Origin of the sequence: Burkholderia sp. 572, assembly GCF_040545135.1 — a bacterium.
Taxonomy (GTDB): Bacteria; Pseudomonadota; Gammaproteobacteria; order Burkholderiales; family Burkholderiaceae; genus Burkholderia; species Burkholderia cepacia.
The window spans coordinates 122,634-138,505 of sequence record NZ_JBEPLH010000013.1; the positions used below are offsets into that span (position 1 = coordinate 122,634).

The window sequence follows — 15,872 nt, forward strand, 5'->3', positions numbered from 1 at the left end:
CCGTTCGGCCACCCGAAGCCACGACGCGCGCCACGAACCGCCCCGCGTTCCGACACTTTTCTCCGGCCGGCGTACCGGCGCCCCGCCGACAGGCGTAAGCTGTACGTCCCGCTACCCAGGGAGACGGCAGCCCATGTCGCATTCCAAGGATCTCGAGCAGCCCGCCACCACCGGCGCGCGACTGCTCGTCGATGCGTTGCTCGCCAATCACGTCGAACGCGTGTTCTGCGTGCCCGGCGAGAGTTTCCTCGCCGTACTCGATGCGCTGGCGGACGACACCGCGCGCATCCAGACCGTCGTCTGCCGCCACGAGGCGGCCGCCGCGAACATGGCCGAGGCGGTCGGCAAGCTGACCGGCCGCCCCGGCATCGCGTTCGTCACGCGCGGGCCCGGCGCGACCCATGCGTCGATCGGCGTGCACACCGCGTTCCAGGATTCGACGCCGATGATCCTGTTCGTCGGCCAGTGCGCGCGCGAGCACCTCGACCGCGAAGCCTTCCAGGAAATCGACTACCGGCGGATGTTCGGCCAGATGGCGAAATGGGTCGCGCAGATCGACGATCCGCGCCGCATTCCCGAGTACCTGAGCCATGCGTTCCACGTCGCGACCGCCGGCCGGCCCGGCCCGGTCGTGCTCGCGCTGCCGGAGGACGTGCTGTCCGAAGCCTGCGCGCCGCAGCCCGTCGTGCCGGCCGCGAAACGCGTCGCGGCCGCGCCGTCGGCCGCGCAGCTCGACGAGCTGCGCGAGCGGCTCGCGCGCGCCGAACGTCCGTTCGCGATCGTCGGCGGCAGCGGCTGGACGCCCGACGCGTGCGCGAACCTGCGCACCTTCGTCGAACGCTGGCAGTTGCCGGTGGCCTGCGCGTTCCGCTACCAGGACACGATCGACAACGCGCACCCGAACTATGCGGGCGACGTCGGGCTCGGGATCAACCCCGCGCTCGCGAAGCGCATCCGCGACGCCGACCTGCTGCTCGTGATCGGGCCGCGCCTCGGCGAAGCGACGACCGGCGGCTACACGCTGCTCGACATCCCGAAGACACGCCAGACGCTCGTTCACGTGCACCAGGGCGCGGACGAGCTCGGCCGCGTGTATGCGGCCGACCTGCCGATCGTGTCCGGGATGCCCGAGATCGCCGCGCCGCTCGCCGCGCTCGAGCCGCCCGAGCACCCCGCGTGGGCCGGCAGCGCCGCCGACGCGCATCGCGCGTATCGCGAATGGCATGCGCCGCTGCCGATGCCCGGCGACGTCCAGCTCGGCGACGTGATGGTGCAGTTGCGCGAGCGCCTGCCGCACGACGCGATCCTCACCAACGGCGCGGGCAACTATGCGATCTGGCTGCATCGCCACTTCGCGTACCGGCACTTCCGCTCGCAGCTCGCGCCGACGAGCGGCGCGATGGGCTACGGGCTGCCGGCCGCGCTCGCCGCGAAGTCGCTGTACCCGTCGCGCGCCGTCGTCGCGCTCGCGGGAGACGGCTGCTTCATGATGGCCGGCAACGAGCTCGCGACTGCGATGCAGTACGGGCTGAACATCGTGGCAATCGTCGTCAACAACGGGCATTTCGGCACGATCCGCATGCATCAGGAGCGCAACTACCCGGGCCGCGTGCACGGCACGGGGCTCACGAATCCCGATTTCGCCGCGTATGCGCGCGCATTCGGCGCACATGGCGAGACCGTCGAGCGCACCGCCGATTTCGCGCCCGCGCTCGAACGCGCGCTGACCTGCGGGCTGCCCGCGCTGATCGAGATCCGCATCCCGCAGGACGCCAGCACGCCGGCCGCGACCCTCGAGCAGATCCGCGAACAGGGCCGCCGCGCGCGCGGCGGATGACGGTGAGCTCGCACGCCGCGCCGCCTGCCGGCGCGCTGTCGCACGACGACGCGCTCGCGCTCCCCGGCACGCTGCTCGCACCGGACGGCACGCTCGTCGCGCCCTACGACCTCGAGCACAGCGACGCGCGTGCCGCCGGCCACGTCGCGGCCGCGCCCGCGCGCGGCCTGCTGCACGCCGCGCACCGGCCGTTCCGGCTCGACTATGGCCGCGCACGGCAGGTGCATGTGATCAACGGAATGGGGGTCACGCTCGGCGATTCGGTGATCGGGCTCACCGCCCTCGCCGCGCTGCGCGCAGCGCACCCGGGCCTGGGCTTCACGCTGTACCGGCCTGCCCGCGCGCCGCGCTACGTCGATGCGCTGTATGCGCTCGCGGCCGACATCGTCGCGCCGTCGCGCGCGCTGCCGTACCCCGCCGACGCGCTGCCGGCGGACGCGCCGTGCATCGACGTCGGCAATCACCTGTACTGGCCCGCGTTCGCGCGGTTGCCGATGATCGATTTCTTCCTCGACGCGCTCGGCGTGGAGCCTGCCTCGGTGCCGGCGTCGGCCAGGCGCAACCGCTGGCTCGCGCGGCTGCCGTTGCCCGCGTTGCCCGCGCAATGGCAGCGTCCGTACGTGCTGTTCTGTCCGAACGCGAGCACCGCGTTGCGCAGCGTGCCGTCTGCCCTCCGGGCTACGTTCGTCGAACAGCTGGCCCGGCGCTACGGCTTGCCGGTGGCCGGGTTCGGGCCGGTCGCGCATCCCGCGTATGTCGACGTGAGCGCCGATGCGGCAGACGATACGGCCCGGTTCATCGCATGGGTCAAGGGCGCCAGCCTGCTGTTCGCGCCCGACACGGCCGCGTTGCACCTTGCCGACGGTTTCGACGTGCCGACGCTCGCGTGCTTCACGACGATCGGGCCGGCGCTGCGTGTGCGCGACTATCCGCATTGCGTGCCGGTCGCGCTCGACGTGCCGGCCGAATTGCGCGGGCTGCATCGCAGCGAGCGGCCGGCCGATCTCGCGGCTGTCGAGGCCGCTTACCGGGCGATCGACTGGGACGCGCTGGCCTGGCCCGCGCCGCGCAAAGCCGCGGCGACCGCCGCACGGGAAAACCGGACGCCAGCATCCGCTGCGTGGCCGAAAGCGCAATAGCGTGCCCGCGCCGCCTGAGCCTGAGCCTGAGCCTGAGCCTGAGCCGGAGCCGGAGCCGGAGCCGGAGCCGGAGCCGGAGCCGGAGCCGGAGCCGGAGCCGGAGCCGGAGTCCGAGTCCGAGTCCGAGTCCGAGTCCGAGCCAGGCTCACCCCGACTGCTGCCCCGCGCTCACCCCGCCACCATCACCGCGCGATCGCGCAGCGTCTCTGACGGCCGCTTGCCGAACAGCCGCCGGTAATCGGTCGCGAACTGGCTGAGATGCCAGAAGCCCCACGCCTCCGCAACGTCCTGCACCGAACCGGCCGCGCGGCCGCACAGGTCGCGCCGCGCACCGTTCAGCCGCAGCGTGCGCAGGTAGGTGGCGGGCGCCATGCCGAGCACGTCCTGGAAGCAGTACTGCAGCGTGCGCCGGCTCACGTGCAACTGCTCGCACAGTTCGGGCACGCCGACCGGGCGCGTGCGGTGCGCAAGCACGTAGTCGCGCGCCTGTTCGACGATCCAGCGGCGCATCGACGGCGCGCGGCCGGCATCGTCGTCGGCCGGTTGCGCGCACACGTCGAACAGCGCGGCCAGCACCTCGGCCTGCAGGTCGTCGCGCTGCGCATCGGCCAGCGGGCCGGCCATCGCCACCGCCCCGTCGAGCCGGCGGCCGAGCAGCGCGCACAGGCGCGCGAGCCGCGCATCGCCGACCTGCATCACGCGCTGCGTGAACAGCCGCTCGTCGAGTGCGCGGTGTTCGACCTCCTCCGCATAACGGCGCAGCACGTCGCCGCGCACGACGATCCCGTAGATCGAGAACTGCGCGGGCGTCACCAGTTCGAATTCGACGTTGCCGGGCCGGAACGCGAGCGCGCCGGGCCCGATGCGGCACGCATCGACGCGCGCGGTGCCGTCGCTCACGAGCGGGATGCCGAACCAGTACGCATCGCCGCGCACCTCGCATGCCTGGCGCAGCAGGTGGCTCGTCGATTCCCGAAACAGTTTCATCGTGTCGAGCGGCAGCTCGGTCAGCGTGCCGACGAAACGGCCGGCCGCGAGCTGGTCGTAGGTCTGCCGCCAGCCGATCAGGTTGCGCGCCTGCTCGTCGGCGTCGTGCGCGACGCTGACGACCGCCTGCCCGGCCAGCGCATCGTCGCCCTGCGCGTTGCGCCGCGTGTCTTCGGCCGTCGGTTCTTCGCTATACGCCACGTGTTGGTCCATCGTGTCCTCCCTCACCTGCCCGGAACCGCGTCTGTCACGCAAGTCCCGTGCCGAACCGCGCGGTTCGGCGCACGGCCCGTCATTCCACGTTGCCCGGCCGTTGCGCGCCATCCGGGCGCACCCGAAGGCAGCGTGCCGCGCACGCCGCCGGTGCGATCCGCGCGACGACCGCGCATCTCGACCGCCGCCGGCCACCGAATCCCGGCTACCCGGCCGGCTTCAGCCGGACGACCCGCGTACCGCAATTGCCATACGCCTGCGCGACCGCCAGCTCGACGATCGCGCTTCCGGCCGGCCAGGGTGCCGCGTCGGCTTCGGGCAAATCGGCGCGCAGCGTCGCGCGACCGTTGATCCGGTAGCGGATGCCGCGCACGAAGTCGACGAACAGCAACCCGACGCCGCTGCCGTCGCATGCCGCCGCATCGATCCGGCCCCCGGCGCCGGGGGCGACCGGCAACGCGAACCGCAGCGTCTTCGTGTCGATCACGCGGACGACCGGCAGCAGATCGCCGTTCGCATCGCGCATGCCCGGCACGATGTCGCAGCTCACGGATGTGCGCGAGCCGCCTGCGGTGGCGATGAACATGAACGGCTGAGATTCGACGAACTGCCGCACGCCGATGCTCACGCGTGTCGTCACCACGTCGCTCATCCGCTCGGCTTCGTCGGCCACGCCGAAGCGGTGCTGCGCGTCGAGTTCGCCCGCATGGAACACGGGGTGACGCGGAAAGGATCGGGGCAGTTCTGCCATGCTGGTTTTCGTTACACGCATCGGCGCGCCGTGCCGCAGCGACGACACGACGGCCGGTATCGTTTCCGGCGCCGGCCGCGACGATGCTCGACCGGCGCCGGGGGTCGGATGTCGAAGTCGAAAATGGCGAAGTGCCGGGTGGCCGGGTGGCCGGATGGGCCGACGGCCACCAGCCGATAGCCGATAACCGCCGCATCGCACCCGCATGTGCAACGTTCGACGGACGGGCAAACGTCACCCGACCATCGAACGTCGAACGCAGCCAGTGCGCCACGCGCCCCACCAACGAACCCCGGCGATCGTCCCGGCCGGCGCTACCCTGCCGGCCGATCCCGGCGCTCCGCCACTGCGTCGACGCCCCGGGTCAGAAGAACCCGAGCGCCTCGGCCTGGTAGCTGACCAGCAGGCACTTCGTCTGCTGATAGTTCGACAGCGCCATCTTGTGCGTCTCGCGGCCGATCCCCGACTGCTTGTAGCCGCCGAACGCCGCGTGCGCGGGGTACAGGTGGTAGCAGTTGGTCCACACGCGGCCGGCCTCGACCTCGCGGCCCATCCGGTACGCACGCGTGCCGTTGCGCGTCCACACACCCGCGCCGAGCCCGTAGAACGTGTCGTTCGCGAGTTCGATCGCTTCCTGCTCGTCCTTGAACGTCATCACCGACGCGACCGGCCCGAAGATCTCTTCCTGGAACACGCGCATCTTGTTGTTGCCGAGCAGCATCGTCGGCTTCACGTAGTAGCCCGTGTCGAGGCCGGCGGCCGGCGCCGTGCGTTCGCCGCCCGTCAGGCATTGCGCGCCTTCGCCGCGGCCGATGTCGATGTACGACAGGATCTTGTCGAGCTGCTGCTGCGACGCCTGCGCGCCGATCATCGTCTGCAGGTCGAGCGGGTGGCCGGCCTTGATGCGCTCGACGCGCGCGACCGCCTTCTCGATGAACTTCTCGTAGATCGATTCCTGGATCAGGATCCGCGACGGGCACGTGCACACCTCGCCCTGGTTCAGCGCGAACATCGCGAGCCCTTCGAGCGCCTTGTCGAGGAACGCGTCGTCCTGGTCGAGCACGTCGGCGAAGAAGATGTTCGGGCTCTTGCCGCCCAGTTCGACCGTCGACGGGATCAGGCTGTCGGCCGCCGCGCGCAGGATGTGCTTGCCGACCGGCGTCGAGCCCGTGAACGCGATCTTCGCGATCCGCTTGCTGGTCGCGAGCGCTTCGCCCGCTTCCTTGCCGAAGCCGTTCACGATGTTGATCGTGCCGGCCGGGAACAGGTCGCCGATCAGCTCCATCAGCACGAGTACCGACGCGGGCGTCTGCTCGGCCGGCTTCATCACGACGCAGCAGCCGGCCGCGAGCGCCGGCGCGAGCTTCCATGCGGCCATCAGCAGCGGGAAGTTCCACGGGATGATCTGGCCGACGACGCCGAGCGGCTCGTGGAAGTGGTACGCGACGGTGTTGTCGTCGATCTCGGAGATGCCGCCTTCCTGCGCGCGGATGCAGCCCGCGAAGTAGCGGAAGTGGTCGATCGCGAGCGGCAGGTCGGCCGCCATCGTCTCGCGCAGCGGCTTGCCGTTGTCGATCGTTTCGGCCACCGCCAGCAGCTTCAGGTTCTTTTCCATCCGGTCGGCGGCGGCGAGCAGCAGGTTCGCGCGCTCGGCCACGGACGTCTTGCCCCACTTGCGGCGCGCGGCATGCGCGGCGTCGAGCGCCAGCTCGATGTCGTCGGCGCCCGAGCGCGGAATGCGGCAGAACGGCTGGCCGTTGATCGGCGACACGTTCTCGAAATACTCGCCTTTCACCGGCGGAACCCACTTGCCGCCGATGTAGTTGTCGTATTGCTGACGGTACGGGTATTCGACGTCGAGGCCCAGTTGCTTCAGGTCAAACGGGTTCATACATGTCTCCTGTTCATCGTGCTTGTGTGCGTACAGCGCCGGTTGGATCGCGCTGCATCCGTTTACGCAACATGCGTGCCAAACCGGACGGAAGCACGGCGACCACGGCCGGCCCGCGTGCGCACCGTGCCGTGTTCACCCACGCAGCACGGCGGGTGTACCCATTCTGAACAGCGCGATTGCGCAGCAGCCGGGGCCGGTGTGCGAAATTTCCACAGTGCGCGGGCGCGCGTGCAGGCGGACGCCGGCCGCGACGCGTGGCATGTCGCTTGCGTGCGCTTCGTGCATTCCCACGCAACGGCGAGTGCGCCGACCGACACCATGAACGACCGCGGCCCCCTGACCGACGACGCCATCGCGTTCATCCGCGAGCAGGCGTTCCTGATCGTCGCGACCGCCGACGAAGGCGGCAACAGCGACTGCTCGTACCGCGGCCGCCAGCCGCGCGCCGACGGCTCGTTCGAGCCGCTCGTCGACATCCCCGACCGCCGCACGCTCGTGCTGCCCGACTTCGCGGGCAACAACCTGTTCAACACGATCGGCAACCTGCTCGTGAATCCGGCCGTCGCGCTGCTGTTCGTCGATTTCGTGCGCCAGACGACCTGGCTCGTGCAGGGCCGCGCGGCGATCGACGAGGATGCGCAAGGCCGCGCTCACCTGTGGCCGGACGCGCGGCGCTATGTGGTGGTTGAAGTGGAACGGGCGCAGGCGCGCGCCGATGCGGCGCTGCCGCCGCTGGTGCTGGCGTGATTCACGTGATGCGCTGGACGAATCGCCGACTTGCGATGCAAACGACGATGAAACAATGCGGCACTCCCGCTGCCGTGGCCGAAGCGCCCGCGCATGGCGATACGCCGCTCAACGCCCGTGCGTTTCCGTGCAGGCCGCATCGATCCGGCTGCGCACCGGCACGTCGGCATGGGCGTGCCCGTCGGTGCCGTCGCCCGCTTCCGCAGCCACCCGCCGCCCGCCGAGAAACACGAACACCACCACCGCACACAACACGGTGACGACCGCCAGACCGATCAGCAACCGGTCGAATGCATGCGCGTAACTCGCGAGCAGCGCCGCCTGGCCGACACCCGGCAATGCAGCCGCCGCGCCCGCGAGATCGCCGGTCGCGAGCCGCGCGGCCGCACGCAGCGTCGCATCGGGCGTGCCGGCGGCGCCCGCCGCCTGTCGCAGCCCCGTCTGCGCGAGCGCGGCCAGTACCGCGCCGACGATCGCGAGCGCGATCCCTTCGCCGGCCACGCGCGTCGTGCTGAAGATGCCCGTCGCCATCCCCGCGCGCTCCTTCGGCACGACGCTCACCGACAGCCCGTCCATCAGCCCCCACGGCATGCCGGCCCCGACGCCGATCGCGAGCATCGGCGCGATCGCCGCCGGCCCCGCGCCGCCGCGCAGCGCGACGTCCAGCCACACCAGCCCGGCCGCCGCGATCAGCAGCCCGAGCCCCGAGATCACGCCGGCCGTCAGCCAGCGCGTGAGCGTCGCCGCGACCAGCGGCACGACCAGCATCGGCGCGGAAATCGCGAGCATCAGCCAGCCGGCGTCGATCTCGCTGAAGCCGTCGATGCCGATGAAGCGCAGCGGCAGCACGACGAGCAGCACGATGTAGCAGCAGCAGGTCGACACCGGCAGCACCTGCACGCCGACGAAGCGCGCGATCCGGAACAGCGACAGGTCGAGCATCGGCCGCGCGACCCGCGTCTCGATCGCCACGAACGCGCAGGCGCCGAGCGCCGCGCCGGCCAGCAGCGCGATCACGAGCGCGTTCGACCATCCGCGTGCGGGGGCTTCGATCACGCCGAACGTGAACAGCGTCAGCGCGGCGGTGAACGCGGCCGTGCCGGGCCAGTCGAGCCCCGTCGCGTGCGGGTCGCGCGACTCGTGCATGCGCGGCAGCCCGAAGCCGAGCGACAGCCCGCCGGCCACCGCGCTCGTCACGAAGATCGTGCGCCAGCCGCCGTGCCCGATCAGCGCACCGGCCAGCACGGGCCCGAACGCGAGCCCGATGCCGAAGGTCGTGCCGAGCAGGCTGAATGCGCGCGTGCGCGCCGCGCCGTCGAACTCCTGCGCGAGCGCGGCCGTGCCGCCCGCGAGCGCCGCGGCCGCCGCGAGCCCCTGCGCGGCGCGCAGCAGGTCGACCGCGAGCATCGACGGCGCGAACGCGAGCGCGACCGACATCAGCGTGAAACCGCCGACCCCGATCGCGAACACGCGCTTGCGGCCGAACTGGTCGGCCAGCGCGCCCGCCGCCATCAGGCAGCTGCCGAACGCGAGCATGAACGCGTTGGTGATCCAGTTCATCGCGACCGTGCCGCCGTGCAGGTCGCGGCCGATCGCGGGCGTCGCGACCGCGCCGCCCGAAAACGACAACGGCAGCGCGACGGCGGCCATGCAGACGGCGGCCAGCACCCACGCGCGCCGGCGTGCCGACTGCGTCGATGCGGCTGAAAAAGGCTGATCCATCATCGCTCCTCTAAAGGCCGGCGCGGATGCGCCGTCAGAGCGACAGAAGATAAATCCGATTCAATCGAAGAAAAACCACGCGAAGTTCCGCATATACCGGACTAGAATTCCGCAATTCACTTCACCGCGCGTGTCGTCGAGCGCGCTTCGATTCGATGGAAAACCTGTCCGGCATCGTCGCGTTCGTCCGCACCGCCGAAGCGCTGAGCTTCGTCGCGGCCGGCCGCGCGCTCGGCATCTCGGCGTCGGCGGTCGGCAAGACGATCGCGAAACTCGAACAGTCGCTGGGCGTGCGCCTGTTCAACCGCACGACCCGCCGCGTCACGCTCACCGAAGAGGGGCGCCACTTCTACGAACGTTGCCAGCGGATCCTCGAGGATTTCCGCGACGCGGAAGCGACCGTGACGGCGTCGGCGCAGCGCCCGCGCGGCAGGCTGCGCGTGAGCCTGCCGGTGATCGGCTACCGGTTCCTGCTGCCGGTGCTGCCCGAATTCCGGCAGCGCTACCCGGACGTCGAGCTCGATCTCGATTTCAACGACCGGATGGTGGATGTCGTCGAAGGCGGCTTCGACGCGGCGATCCGCAGCGGCCCGCTGTCCGATTCGAGCCTGATGTCACGGCGGCTCGGCCCGTTTGCGTTCGTGCTGTGCGCGACGCCCGCGTATCTCGCGCGGGCCGGCACGCCGCGCACGCCGCGCGATCTCGAAGCGCACGAATGCGTGCGCTACTGCTTCCCGACCACCGGCAAGCTGCAGGACTGGGCGCTCTCGGCCGCCGACGGCACGCCGCCGAAGCTGCGCACCGCGCTGACCTGCAACAACATGGAAGCCCTGCGCGGCACCGTGCTCGCGGGGCTCGGCATCGGCTACATGCCCGACTTCCTCGCACGCGACGCGCTCGAACACGGCGCGCTCGTCACCGTGCTCGACGACTACCGGATCGCGCCGGGGCAGTTCTCGATCGTGTGGCCGTCGAGCCGGCAGTTGTCGCCGAAGCTGCGCGTGTTCGTCGATTTTCTGTGCGAGCGGCTGTTCAGGTAGCCGGGTGGCGGGCGCCTCGACAGCCGCCCTCGTGCCGCTCCTGCCGCCCGAAAAGCACGCAACCCGCGATGCGGGAGCGGCCCGCGTGCGCCCGTTTTCAGTCCGCCCCGATCCGCTCCGCTTCCGCCTGCGGCAACAGCGCGTCGCTGTCGTCCTTTAGCCCGACGCCCGTCAGCTGAAGCCGGCGCGCATGCGTCATCAGGTAATGCAGCTTGTGCGCGGCCGCCGCGTACGGCAGCCCTTCGGGCCGCACGTTCGAGATGCAGTTGCGCAGCGCGTCGTGGCAGCCGACCTTCGGCGCCCACGTCAGGTACACGCCGAGGCTGTCCGGCGAGCTGAGCCCCGGCCGTTCGCCGATCAGCATCGCCACGACCTTCGCGCGCAGCAGCTCGCCGATCTCGTCGCCGAGGGCGACGCGCGCCTGCGTCGCGACCACCACCGGGCCGATCCGCCAGCCGTCCGCGTCGAGCCGCGGCCGCACGGCCTGCAGCAGCGGCAGTGCCTGCTTCGCGGCCGCGAACGCCGAGAGCCCGTCGCCGACCACGAACACGACATCGGGCGCGTCGTCGAGCGCCGCGCCGTAACCGGCGAGCAGCCCGCGGCTGTCGTCCGACAGCTTGCGGCCGAGATCGGGCCGGCGCAGATAGTGGTCACGGTCCGGCGCGGCGCTCTGCACGCCGAGCGTCGGCAGCAGGCCGGCCGCCTCGATCTCGCGCCGCAGCGCGTCCGAGTCGAGCGGCTGGTGCACCGCGTCACGCGCCTGCGCGTGCGACAGGTTGAAGGCCAGCAGCGGCGCGGTCGGCAGGCTGTTGCCCGCGCGGCCGAGCGCGATCCGCGCGTTCGTGAACGACTTCAGCTGGCCCCACGGATTCTTTTCGACGGCGTCGCTCATGCCGAAATCCCCATCCAGTCGTTCGCGCCCGCGAGCAGCGGCACGCGTGAGCTCGCGGCGCGCAATGCACCGTGCGCGTCGGCGATCTCCATCGTCTCCAGCCACTCCTCGAATTCCGGCGCGCGGCGCAGGCCGAGCACCTCGCGCACGTAGAGCTGGTCGTGAAACGACGTGCTCTGGTAGTTCAGCATCACGTCGTCCGCGCCCGGAATCCCCATGATGAAGTTGATGCCGGCCGCGCCCAGCAGCGTCAGCAGCGTGTCCATGTCGTCCTGGTCGGCTTCCGCGTGGTTCGTGTAGCAGATGTCGCAGCCCATCGGCACGCCGAGCAGCTTCCCGCAGAAGTGATCCTCGAGCCCCGCGCGGATGATCTGCTTGCCGTCGTACAGGTATTCGGGCCCGATGAAGCCGACCACCGTGTTCACGAGGAACGGCTCGAACTTGCGCGCCACCGCATACGCGCGCACTTCGCAGGTCTGCTGGTCGACGCCGAAGTGCGCGTTCGCCGACAACGCACTGCCCTGCCCCGTCTCGAAGTACATGAGATTGTTGCCGACGGTGCCGCGCTTGAGCGACAGCGCGGCTTCGCGCGCCTCGCCGAGCAGCGCGAGCGAGATGCCGAAGCTCGCGTTCGCCTTCTCGGTGCCCGCGATCGACTGGAACACCAGATCGACCGGCGCGCCCTTCTCGACCGCCGCGATCGTGTTGGTCACGTGCGTGAGCACGCACGACTGCGTCGGCACGCCGTAGCGTTCGCGGAACCCGTCGATCATCGCGAGCAGCTTCACGATCGCCGCGAGGCTGTCGGTGGCCGGGTTGATGCCGATCATCGCGTCGCCGCAGCCGTACATCAGCCCGTCGAGCATCGACGCGGCGATCCCCTTCACGTCGTCGGTCGGGTGGTTCGGCTGCAGCCGCACCGACATCCGGCCCGGCAGCCCGACCGTGTTGCGAAAGCGCGTGACGACGCGGCGTTTTCGCGCCGCCGCGATCAGGTCCTGGTTGCGCATCAGCTTCGACACGGCGGCGACCATCTCGGGCGTGAGGCCCGGCGCGATCCGTTCGAGCGCCGCGCCGTCGGCGGCGGGCGACAGCAGCCAGTTGCGGAAGTCGCCGACGGTGAGGTGCGAGATTTCCGCGAACGCCGCCGCATCGTGATCGTCGAGGATCAGGCGCGTGACCTCGTCGTGTTCGTACGGAATCACCGCCTCGTTCAGGAACGCCTTCAGCGGCACGCCCGCGAGCGCGATCTTCGCGGCCACGCGCTCCTCCTCGCTCGCCGCCGCGACACCGGCGAGCTGGTCGCCGGAACGCAGCGGGCTCGCTTTCGCGAGCAGCGTCTTCAGGTCCGCGAAACGGTACGTGCGCGGGCCGATCGTCTCCGTATAGGACATCGTGCGAGTCTCCTTGCCTTGCCAAAAGCCGACGGCGCGCCCGTTCGACGGGGCGCGCCGGATGCCGTCAGGAACGGCCGTTCACCTTCACCTGCTCACTCCTCCAGCAGCGCGTCGCCCGGCGCGCTCGCCCGCTGCGAACGCGTCGCGAGGAAGTACGCGTAGCCGACCGCGAGGAAGCCGACGAACACCAGCGCGACCAGCCCGTTGAAATACACCATCGTACCGAGGCAGACGAGCGCCGCCAGGATCGCGAAGGCCGGGAAGATCGGGTACAGCGGCGCGCGGAACGGCCGCGCCATGTTCGGCTGCGTGCGGCGCAGCTTGAACAGCGACGCCATGCTCACGATATACATCACGATCGCGCCGAATACCGACATCGTCACGATATTCGCGGTCAGCGTCTGCCCGCCGAACTGGATCAGCTCGTCGCTGTAGATCGCCGCGATGCCGACCACGCCGCCCGCGAGAATCGCGCGGTGCGGGGTCTTGAAGCGCGGATGCACCTTGCCGAGCCACTCCGGCAGGTAGCCTTCGCGGGCCAGCGCGAAGATCTGGCGCGAATAACCGAGGATGATCCCGTGGAACGACGCGACGAGGCCGAACAGGCCGAGCCACACGAGCATGTGCATCCAGCCGCTGTTCTCGCCGACGATGTATTTCATCGCCTGCGGCAGCGGGTCGTTGATGTTCGCGAGCTTGGTCCAGTCGCCCGCGCCGCCGGCGAACACCATCACGCCGATCGCGAGAATGACGAGCGTCAGGATCCCGGCCACGTACGCGATCGGAATCGAGCGCTTCGGGTTCTTCGCCTCTTCGGCGGCCATCGCGACGCCTTCGATCGCGAGGAAGAACCAGATCGCGAACGGGATCGCCGCGAACATCCCGTGGAACGCGCCCAGGCTGAAATGATCGGCACCCGACCAGCCGCCCTTCATGAAGTTGCTCCACGCGAAGCCCGGCGACACGACGCCCATGAACACCAGCAGCTCGAAGATCGCGAACAGCGTCACGACCAGCTCGAAGGTCGCCGCGATCTGCACGCCGACGATGTTCAGCGCCATGAACACGAGATACGCGCCCATCGCCGCATGCTTCGGTTCGAGCCCCGGAAACTGCACGTGCAGGTACGCGCCGATCGCGAGCGCGATCGCGGGCGGCGCGAACACGAATTCGACGAGCGTCGCCGCGCCGGCGAGATAACCGCCGGTCGGGCCGAACGCGCGGCGTGCATACGCGAACGGGCCGCCCGCGTGCGGGATCGACGTCGTCAGCTCGGTGAAACTGAAGATGAAGGTCGTGTACATCGCCGCGACGAACAGCGCGGTGATCACGAAACCCAGCGTGCCGGCGCTCGCCCAGCCGTAACTCCAGCCGAAGTATTCGCCGGAAATCACGAGGCCGACCGCGATGCCCCACAGTTGCCAGGTCCCGAGCGTCTGCTGCAGCGCGGGCTGGCCGGACGACTTGGCGCCGGCGGCGGGCCGGCCATTCGACTCTGCTTTCATCGGACTCTCTCCTCAAATGCGCCGGGCCTGGCGGCCTGCGCGACTGAGAATCGATGCTAGAGAGTCATTAAACGACGTGTTATCGAAATTCGGCAAAGATCGCGGCTGACATTTCGCTGACGGAAACGCCTGTTCCGGGCGTGTACGGCCTCCCGATGCGCGAAAGGCGCCGATGCCGGGCCCGCCCCGCTGCGACCGCCGCCGCCGGCCGCACGAAGCGGCCGGACGGATGATCGACGCGCAAGACTTATTGCCCGCCGCCGCGCTGGTTGAACCAGCGGTCGAGCAGCTTGCCGGCCGCTTCGCGGCCGCCGAGGCCGAACGACAGCGCCACCGCCACCGCGATCGCACCGAGCACGAGGCCGAACGCGAGCTGCACGATCTCGTTCGCGATGCCCATCGCGCGCAGCCCCATCGCGAACACGAGGCCGAGGATCGCGAATTGCGCGATGCGCGCGAACAGCACGCTGTGCTCGCGGTCGGCCTGCTCGATCACGCGGCGCGCGAGGCCCGCGAGCCACACGCCGATCACGAGGATCACGCCGCCCGTCAGCACGTGGCCGCCGAATTCGATGAACAGCGTGACGACGTCGCGCACCTGCGAGAAGCCGAGCCGGTTCGCCGCTTCGACCGAGGCGAACAGCATCGCGAAGAACACGATCAGCCGCGCCACCAGCACCGACGGCAGCAGGATCCCCGAGAACACGCGCTCGACGCCGAGCACGGCCGGGAGCCCGTCGGCGCCCGCGGCTTCCAGCAGCTTCTGCGCGAGCGACGCGACGAAGCGCGCGAAGTAGAACGTCACCAGCACGATCACGATCGCCGCGACGATGTCCGGCACCGCGCCGAGGAACTGGTTCAGCATGTTGGTGGCCGGCACCGAGATCGCGTCGATCTTCAGCGCGTCGAGCGCGGAGATCAGCGTCGGCACGAACACGAACACGTAGACGACCGTGCCGATCAGGCTCGACACGCGCACGGGCGTCGGGCTGTCGAGACGCTGCGTGAGGCGGTCGGCGCCGGCGGCGACGAGCAGGTTCGTCACGAGGCCGCGCAGCACGCGCGCGACGATCCAGCCGACGATGCCGATCACCGCGGCCGCGAACAGGTTCGGCACGATCGCGAGCAGCTTGTCGACCATCCCCTGCACGGGCGTCAGCAGCCCCGACAACGCGAACGACGCGAGGATCGCCGGCAGGAACATCAGGATCACGAGCCAGAACAGCACGTCGCCGAGATAACCGCTCATCGGCTGCAAGCCGGCGCCTTCGGACAATTTGTCGTCGATCTTGCTCGCCTTCAGCGCGCGGTTCGCGAGGCTGCGCAGCAGCGACGCGATGAGCCACGCGATCAGCGTCAGCGCCGCGCCGCCGATCAGGTTCGGCAGGTAGTTGACGATGTGGGTGACCAGCAGCGAGAACGGGTTGGAGACCGCATACAGGTTGAGCACGTTGAAGATGCCCACCGCGGTGACCAGCAGCACGAGCCAGAACAGGCCGCCGGCGATGATGCGCTCGACGCATGCGCCCTGGCCGGTGCTTTCGTTGATCCGCTGATCGACCTTCAGCGCGCCGAGCAGACGCATCGCGCCGGCCCGCACCACGACGGCGATCAGCCAGCCGATCACCAGGATGCCGATCGCGCCGGCAATCTTTGGCAGATACCCCCCTAGCGTGGTCTGCAGCGACGTGATGAAGCTGGAAGCATCCATTTCTTCTTCTCCCGAAAACGTGGTGTTGCGATTGGAC

At 70.0% G+C, this 15,872-nt stretch carries 12 protein-coding genes; 4 read left to right on the forward strand and 8 right to left on the reverse strand.

From position 1 onward, the window contains the following. Positions 1-133: 133 nt before the first annotated feature. On the forward strand, positions 134-1,837 hold the full coding sequence (locus ABIC51_RS24660; RefSeq protein ID WP_059678233.1) for a thiamine pyrophosphate-binding protein: 1,704 nt from the start codon (positions 134-136) through the stop codon (positions 1,835-1,837). Beyond that, entirely contained in the window at positions 1,834-2,976 is a 1,143-nt protein-coding gene (locus ABIC51_RS24665; protein ID WP_175900373.1) for a glycosyltransferase family protein, read from the forward strand. The genes ABIC51_RS24660 and ABIC51_RS24665 overlap by 4 nt, the downstream gene beginning before the upstream one ends. Before the next feature lie 168 nt (positions 2,977-3,144). Here ABIC51_RS24665 and ABIC51_RS24670 read toward each other — a convergent pair whose 3' ends face one another. From ABIC51_RS24670 to exaC, 3 genes are all read right to left on the reverse strand, one after another. After that, a complete protein-coding gene (locus tag ABIC51_RS24670; RefSeq protein ID WP_027788682.1) occupies positions 3,145-4,176 on the reverse strand; it encodes a helix-turn-helix domain-containing protein in 1,032 nt (343 codons plus the stop codon). 205 nt (positions 4,177-4,381) lie between these two features. Continuing rightward, on the reverse strand, positions 4,382-4,927 hold the full coding sequence (locus ABIC51_RS24675; protein WP_060349879.1) for a hypothetical protein: 546 nt from the start codon (positions 4,925-4,927) through the stop codon (positions 4,382-4,384). 364 nt (positions 4,928-5,291) lie between these two features. Next, positions 5,292-6,818, reverse strand: a complete 1,527-nt coding sequence (gene exaC / locus ABIC51_RS24680) for an acetaldehyde dehydrogenase ExaC (protein WP_021163584.1) — start codon at positions 6,816-6,818, stop codon at positions 5,292-5,294. A 321-nt stretch (positions 6,819-7,139) separates the two neighbouring features. Between exaC and ABIC51_RS24685 the strand changes: the two genes are divergently transcribed. Next, positions 7,140-7,568, forward strand: a complete 429-nt coding sequence (locus tag ABIC51_RS24685) for a pyridoxamine 5'-phosphate oxidase family protein (RefSeq protein ID WP_226129334.1) — start codon at positions 7,140-7,142, stop codon at positions 7,566-7,568. A 108-nt stretch (positions 7,569-7,676) separates the two neighbouring features. Here the strand turns inward: ABIC51_RS24685 and ABIC51_RS24690 are convergent, their stop codons facing one another. Further along, complete coding sequence (locus ABIC51_RS24690; protein WP_175862305.1) at positions 7,677-9,290, reverse strand: MFS transporter; 1,614 nt, start codon at positions 9,288-9,290, stop codon at positions 7,677-7,679. Positions 9,291-9,445: 155 nt separating this feature from the next. Here ABIC51_RS24690 and ABIC51_RS24695 point away from each other — a divergent pair, with 155 nt between their 5' ends. Then, complete coding sequence (locus ABIC51_RS24695) at positions 9,446-10,330, forward strand: LysR family transcriptional regulator (RefSeq protein WP_027788687.1); 885 nt, start codon at positions 9,446-9,448, stop codon at positions 10,328-10,330. Between the two features lie 97 nt (positions 10,331-10,427). On the opposite strand, the gene eutC is transcribed toward ABIC51_RS24695, so the two are convergent. The 4 genes from eutC to ABIC51_RS24715 all read right to left on the reverse strand — a co-directional run bounded on the left by eutC (position 10,428) and on the right by ABIC51_RS24715 (position 15,835). Then, positions 10,428-11,222, reverse strand: a complete 795-nt coding sequence (gene eutC / locus ABIC51_RS24700; RefSeq protein WP_021164100.1) for an ethanolamine ammonia-lyase subunit EutC — start codon at positions 11,220-11,222, stop codon at positions 10,428-10,430. Next, on the reverse strand, positions 11,219-12,616 hold the full coding sequence (locus ABIC51_RS24705) for an ethanolamine ammonia-lyase subunit EutB (protein WP_027788688.1): 1,398 nt from the start codon (positions 12,614-12,616) through the stop codon (positions 11,219-11,221). Before ABIC51_RS24705 ends, eutC begins: the two co-directional genes overlap by 4 nt. Positions 12,617-12,711: 95 nt before the next feature. Then, positions 12,712-14,124, reverse strand: coding sequence for an ethanolamine permease (eat, locus tag ABIC51_RS24710; RefSeq protein WP_059694466.1), 1,413 nt, complete (start codon positions 14,122-14,124; stop codon positions 12,712-12,714). A 247-nt stretch (positions 14,125-14,371) separates the two neighbouring features. Further along, the gene (locus ABIC51_RS24715) at positions 14,372-15,835 is read right to left on the reverse strand and encodes a mechanosensitive ion channel (RefSeq protein WP_146254001.1); all 1,464 of its coding nucleotides are present in this window, start codon (positions 15,833-15,835) and stop codon (positions 14,372-14,374) included. Positions 15,836-15,872 lie beyond the last annotated feature (37 nt).

Bases quoted from the DNA above. Each gene is read 5' to 3' on its own strand.
- ABIC51_RS24660 (WP_059678233.1), top strand. From the start codon at position 134: ATGTCGCATTCCAAGGATCTCGAGCAGCCCGCCACCACCGGCGCGCGA.
- ABIC51_RS24665 (WP_175900373.1), top strand. From the start codon at position 1,834: ATGACGGTGAGCTCGCACGCCGCGCCGCCTGCCGGCGCGCTGTCGCAC.
- ABIC51_RS24670 (WP_027788682.1), bottom strand. From the start codon at position 4,176: ATGGACCAACACGTGGCGTATAGCGAAGAACCGACGGCCGAAGACACG.
- ABIC51_RS24675 (WP_060349879.1), bottom strand. From the start codon at position 4,927: ATGGCAGAACTGCCCCGATCCTTTCCGCGTCACCCCGTGTTCCATGCG.
- exaC (WP_021163584.1), bottom strand. From the start codon at position 6,818: ATGAACCCGTTTGACCTGAAGCAACTGGGCCTCGACGTCGAATACCCG.
- ABIC51_RS24685 (WP_226129334.1), top strand. From the start codon at position 7,140: ATGAACGACCGCGGCCCCCTGACCGACGACGCCATCGCGTTCATCCGC.
- ABIC51_RS24690 (WP_175862305.1), bottom strand. From the start codon at position 9,290: ATGGATCAGCCTTTTTCAGCCGCATCGACGCAGTCGGCACGCCGGCGC.
- ABIC51_RS24695 (WP_027788687.1), top strand. From the start codon at position 9,446: ATGGAAAACCTGTCCGGCATCGTCGCGTTCGTCCGCACCGCCGAAGCG.
- eutC (WP_021164100.1), bottom strand. From the start codon at position 11,222: ATGAGCGACGCCGTCGAAAAGAATCCGTGGGGCCAGCTGAAGTCGTTC.
- ABIC51_RS24705 (WP_027788688.1), bottom strand. From the start codon at position 12,616: ATGTCCTATACGGAGACGATCGGCCCGCGCACGTACCGTTTCGCGGAC.
- eat (WP_059694466.1), bottom strand. From the start codon at position 14,124: ATGAAAGCAGAGTCGAATGGCCGGCCCGCCGCCGGCGCCAAGTCGTCC.
- ABIC51_RS24715 (WP_146254001.1), bottom strand. From the start codon at position 15,835: ATGGATGCTTCCAGCTTCATCACGTCGCTGCAGACCACGCTAGGGGGG.